This is a genomic window from Streptomyces bambusae (genome assembly GCF_019400985.1).
Lineage (GTDB): Bacteria > Actinomycetota > Actinomycetes > Streptomycetales > Streptomycetaceae > Streptomyces > Streptomyces bambusae_A.
In genome coordinates, this window is record NZ_WTFF01000420.1 from 1 (window position 1) to 5,310 (window position 5,310).

The window sequence follows — 5,310 nt, forward strand, 5'->3', positions numbered from 1 at the left end:
GTCTCCGCCCACGTCTCCGCGTCCGCCGCCGCGGCGGCGGCGGACGCGGTCTCCGCCACCGGGGCCCGCGCGGCCGACCGTGCACCCATCGCCGTGCCCGCCGCCGGGTCTGACGGCGGGTCGGCCGCCGGCCCGGATGCTGCCCAGCACGCCGGGCCGGATCCGGCGCCGGCCGCCCCGGCCGGCCCCGTCCCCATGGGCCGCCGCAGCGGGCCCGGACTCAACCCGAGCGGCGGCGGCCCCCTTTGCGCCCCGGGAGCCGATTCCGCCGCCGGGCCCCGCACCCCCGAACAGGACTTCGACGGGCTCTACGCCTTCGCCGCGCCTGCGCTCGTCCGTCAGACGTACCTGCTCACCGGGCGCCGACACCTCGCCCGGTGCGCCGTGGAACGGGCGTTCCGGCTGGCCTGGGACCGGTGGCCCGAGGTGGCCACGGACCCCGACCCGGTCGGCTGGGTGCGCGCGGCGGCGTACGACTGGGCGCTCAGCCCCTGGCACCGGTTCCACCGCCGCCCCCGCAAGCACCCCGACAAGACCCCGGCCGACCCCGCCGACCTGATCCTGATGGACGCCCTGCTCGCACTGCCCCCGCGGCGCCGCCGAACCGTGCTGCTCTACGACGGCGTGGGGCTGGACCTGCCCGACACCGCCGCCGAGACCGAGGCCAGTACGCCGGTCGCCGGCGGACGCCTGGTGCGCGCGCACGCCTTCCTCGCCGCGCGGGTGCCCGAGCTGGCCGCCGTACCGCCCGGGGAACGGCCCGAGCTGCTGCACGACCGGCTGGGCGCGCTCGTGCCCGCCGTACGCCTGGAGCCGCGCGCGGCGGCGTCCGTACGGCTGACCGGCGAGCACCGCAACCGGCGGCTGACCCGGGCCGCCGTCGGCCTGACCGCGGTCATCGCGGTCGCCACCACCTACACGGCGTTCACCGCACCGACCGGGTACGTGGCCCCGCAGGCGCCCGGTACCAGCGTGTCCGGCGTGCCCCCGCACGCCGGTCCGCCGCCGCTGACGGTCGAGGGCAGGGAGCTCCAACAGAAGCTGCGCACCGGGCCGGTGGCCGGGCCCGCCCGGCTGGTGCCCCGGGTCGAGTAGCCGGCCGCGGCCGGTCGGCTACTCAGGTCCTCAGGCCCTCAGGCCCTCAGACCCTCAGGCCCTCAGGTCGGCCCCTCAGAACCACCCGATCGGCCTCACGACCACGCAGAAACGGGCGTGGCCCGCACCCCGGAGGGTGCGGGCCACGCCCGTTGCGCGCGTCCGTACGCGAGCGGCGGCGGTCAGCCTCAGGCGCTCGCGCCGTTCAGGATCTCGCGGGCCAGCTTGGCCGTCTCGGTCGGCGTCTTGCCGACCTTGACGCCGGCGGCCTCGAGGGCCTCCTTCTTGGCCTGGGCGGTGCCGGAGGAGCCGGAGACGATGGCGCCGGCGTGGCCCATGGTCTTGCCCTCGGGCGCGGTGAAGCCGGCGACGTAGCCGACGACCGGCTTGGTCACGTTGGCCTTGATGAAGTCGGCCGCGCGCTCCTCGGCGTCGCCGCCGATCTCGCCGATCATCACGATCAGGTCGGTCTCCGGGTCGGCCTCGAAGGCCGCCAGGGCGTCGATGTGCGTGGTGCCGATGACCGGGTCGCCACCGATGCCGACGGCGGAGGAGAAGCCGATGTCACGCAGCTCGTACATCATCTGGTAGGTCAGCGTGCCGGACTTGGACACGAGACCGATGCGGCCGGGCTTGGTGATGTCGCCCGGGATGATGCCGGCGTTGGACTGGCCGGGGGTGATCAGGCCGGGGCAGTTCGGGCCGATGATCCGGGTCTTGTTGCCCTTGGCGGTGGCGTACGCCCAGAAGGCGGCGGAGTCGTGGACCGCGATGCCCTCGGTGATGACGACGGCCAGCGGGATCTCGGCGTCGACGGCCTCGACGACGGCGGCCTTGGCGAAGGCCGGCGGGACGAAGAGGACGGAGACGTTGGCGCCCGTCTTCTCCATCGCCTCGGCGACCGAGCCGAAGACCGGGACCTCGGTGCCGTCGAAGTCGACGGTGGTGCCGGCCTTGCGCGGGTTCACGCCGCCGACGATGTTCGTGCCGTCGGCCAGCATCAGCTTGGTGTGCTTCATGCCCGTGGCACCGGTCATGCCCTGGACGATGACCTTGCTGTCCTTGTTGAGGAAGATAGCCATGGTGAGTCTGTGACCTCGTCCCTTTACTTCGCAGCCGCGAGCTCGGCGGCCTTGTCGGCCGCGCCGTCCATGGTGTCCACGCGCTGGACCAGCGGGTGGTTGGCGTCCGACAGGATCTTGCGACCCAGCTCCGCGTTGTTGCCGTCGAGGCGGACGACCAGCGGCTTGGTGACCGCTTCGCCGCGGTCCTCGAGGAGCTTCAGGGCCTGGACGATGCCGTTGGCGACCTCGTCGCAGGCGGTGATGCCACCGAAGACGTTGACGAAGACCGACTTGACGTCCGGGTCGCCGAGGATGATCTCGAGACCGTTGGCCATGACGGCGGCGGAGGCGCCACCGCCGATGTCGAGGAAGTTGGCGGGCTTGACGCCACCGTGGTTCTCACCGGCGTAGGCGACGACGTCCAGGGTGCTCATGACGAGACCCGCGCCGTTGCCGATGATGCCGACCTCACCGTCGAGCTTGACGTAGTTGAGGTTCTTGGCCTTGGCGGCGGCCTCCAGCGGGTTCGCGGCGGCGTGGTCCACGAACGCCTCGTGGGACGGCTGACGGAACTCGGCGTTCTCGTCCAGGGAGACCTTGCCGTCGAGCGCGATGACGTCGCCGGAGGCGACCTTCGCGAGCGGGTTGACCTCGACCAGGAGGGCGTCCTCGGCGACGAAGGTGGCCCACAGGGTCACCATGACCTCGGCGACCTTCTCGGCGACGTCGGCGGGGAACTTGGCGAGCGCGACGATCTCGCGCGCCTTCTCGATGGTCACGCCCTCGTTGGCGTTGACCGGGACCTTCGCGAGCTTCTCGGGGGTCGTCGCGGCGACCTCCTCGATGTCCATGCCGCCCGCGACCGAGGCCATCGCCAGGAAGGTGCGGTTGGTGCGGTCCAGGAGGTAGGAGACGTAGTACTCCTCGAGGATCTCCGGAGCCGTCTCGGCGATCATCACCTTGTGGACCGTGTGGCCCTTGATGTCCATGCCCAGGATGTCCGTCGCGCGGGCGACGGCCTCGTCCGGGGTCGCGGCCAGCTTCACGCCGCCGGCCTTGCCACGGCCGCCGACCTTCACCTGCGCCTTGACGACCGACTTGCCGCCCAGCCGCTCGGTCGCCTCGCGGGCTGCCTCAGGCGTGTCGATGACTTCACCGGCCAGCACCGGTACACCGTGCTTGGCGAAGAGGTCCCTCGCCTGGTACTCGAACAGGTCCACGCGCGTCCGTCCCTTGTCTTCAAAGATTCGCAGTTGTTCGCGGTTGTCTGCGTGGGCGTGCCGCGAGGGCAACGTGACGGCGCTGTCACAAGGGAAGCGCACACGGTGACCGTGGACGCGGCATGTCCGTCCGGCAGGTTATCCCCGTGGGACGTAGGTCCCTAAATCGCAGCTCACACCCGAGCGGTGATACCTGTCACAGATCGCCTCACGTGTGAACTGGAAATTCATGCGATCTCACCATTCCCTTGCCAGTGAATCACCCTCTCAGCCCTCTGGCACGGGCAGCGGCCGCTTCTCGATCGCCGCGGCCATCACATCCGGGAAGAGATCCGGGGTGCAGGCGAAGGCGGGCGTGCCCAGGGCCGCCAGGGCGGCCGCGTGCTCGCGGTCGTAGGCGGGGGCGCCCTCGTCGGAGAGCGCGAGGAGCGTGACGAACTGGACGCCGGCCGCCTGCATCGCCGCCACCCGCTTGAGCATCTCGTTGCGTATGCCTCCCTCGTAGAGATCGCTGATCAGGACGACGACGGTGTCGGCGGGACGGGTGATCCGGGACTGGCAGTAGGCCAGGGCGCGGTTGATGTCCGTCCCGCCGCCGAGCTGCGTGCCGAAGAGGACGTCCACCGGGTCGTCGAGATCGTCGGTCAGGTCCACGACGGCGGTGTCGAAGACGACCAGACGGGTGGCGATCGACCGCATCGAGGCGAGGACCGCGCCGAAGACGGAGGCGTAGACGACGGAGGCGGCCATCGAACCGGACTGGTCGATGCAGAGGATCACCTCCTTCTTCACCGACTGGGCGGCGCGGCCGTAGCCGATGAGCCGCTCGGGCACGACCGTGCCGTATTCGGGCAGGTAGTTCTTGAGATTGGCGCGGATCGTGCGGTCCCAGTCGATGTCGTGGTGGCGCGGGCGGCTGATCCGGGCGGACCGGTCGAGGGCGCCGGTGAGGGTGGCCCGGGTGCGCGCGGCGAGCTTCTTCTCCAGCTGCTCGACCACCTTGCGGACCACCGCCCGGGCCGTCTCCCGCGTGGTGTCGGGCAGGGCCTTGTTGAGCGAGAGCAGCGTGCCGACCAGGTGTACGTCGGGTTCGACCGCCTCCAGCATCTCCGGCTCCAGCAGCAGCGAGGACAGCCCCAGGCGCTCGATGGCGTCGCGCTGCATGACCTGCACGACGGAGCTGGCGAAGTACGTACGGATGTCCCCGAGCCAGCGCGCCACCTTGGGCGCGGAGCCGCCGAGGCCGGCGGACCGCTCCCCTGCCGAGCGGCGGCCCCCGCCGCCGGAGGCGCCACCGGACGCGCCGCCGTAGAGCGCGCCGAGCGCGGCGTCCATCGCCGCGTCCCGTCCCGCCAGCGCACACCCGGTCCCCTCGGCCTCGCCCCCACCGAGCACCATCCGCCACCGCCGCAACCGCTCGGCCGCGGGGTCGCCTCCGGCGACACCCCAGCCCGTGTCCGAACCGCCCGAGCCGTCCGCGCCCGTGTCCACCTCGGCCATCCGGTCCATCCGGGCCGTCCCGGCCACCCCGGCCGTCCCGGCCATCCGGTCCATCCCGGCCATCCGGTCCCCCGCGACCGGCTCGGCGACCGCCGTGCCCCGCGCATTCCCGTCCATCATTCGTCCGTCCCCCTCTGCTTCCATTTCCATTGCTGCTCGTTTGCTGCTCGTCACTTCAACGCCCGCGAAGGCGCCCCGCGTTGCCGCGCATCGCGGGGCAAACGTGCGCGGTACACGCCGCGCGGTACACGCCGTGCGGTACACGCCACGCGTGCCGCATACGGCGCGTTGCCGTGCGGTACGCGCCGTGCGGTACGCGCCGTGCGGTACGCGCCGTGCGGTACGCGCCGTGCGGTACGCGCCGTGCGGTACGCGCCGTGCGGTACGCGCCGTGCGGTACGCGCCGTGCGGTACGCGCCGTGCGGTACGCG

4 protein-coding genes are annotated in these 5,310 nt (G+C 72.1%); 1 reads left to right on the plus strand and 3 read right to left on the minus strand.

The genetic code is table 11. The features are described 5' to 3' along the window. Positions 1-1,095 (plus strand): hypothetical protein (locus GPJ59_RS38725; protein ID WP_219671603.1); only part of this gene is annotated, 1,095 nt, incomplete at its 5' end. A 188-nt stretch (positions 1,096-1,283) separates the two neighbouring features. On the opposite strand, the gene sucD is transcribed toward GPJ59_RS38725, so the two are convergent. The 3 genes from sucD to GPJ59_RS33060 form a co-directional block, all read right to left on the minus strand. Then, positions 1,284-2,177 carry a succinate--CoA ligase subunit alpha gene (sucD, locus tag GPJ59_RS33050; protein ID WP_219671604.1) on the minus strand — a complete coding sequence of 298 codons (894 nt, stop codon included), beginning with the start codon at positions 2,175-2,177 and terminating at the stop codon, positions 1,284-1,286. 23 nt (positions 2,178-2,200) lie between these two features. Next, entirely contained in the window at positions 2,201-3,379 is a 1,179-nt protein-coding gene (sucC, locus tag GPJ59_RS33055) for an ADP-forming succinate--CoA ligase subunit beta (protein WP_219671605.1), read from the minus strand. A gap of 267 nt (positions 3,380-3,646) precedes the next feature. Next, a complete protein-coding gene (locus GPJ59_RS33060; protein WP_258025282.1) occupies positions 3,647-4,777 on the minus strand; it encodes a VWA domain-containing protein in 1,131 nt (376 codons plus the stop codon). Between the last annotated feature and the right edge of the window lie 533 nt (positions 4,778-5,310).

Excerpts from the sequence above, each read along its gene's own strand:
- GPJ59_RS33060 (WP_258025282.1), bottom strand. The coding sequence starts at position 4,777 with ATGGTGCTCGGTGGGGGCGAGGCCGAGGGGACCGGGTGTGCGCTGGCG.
- sucD (WP_219671604.1), bottom strand. The coding sequence starts at position 2,177 with ATGGCTATCTTCCTCAACAAGGACAGCAAGGTCATCGTCCAGGGCATG.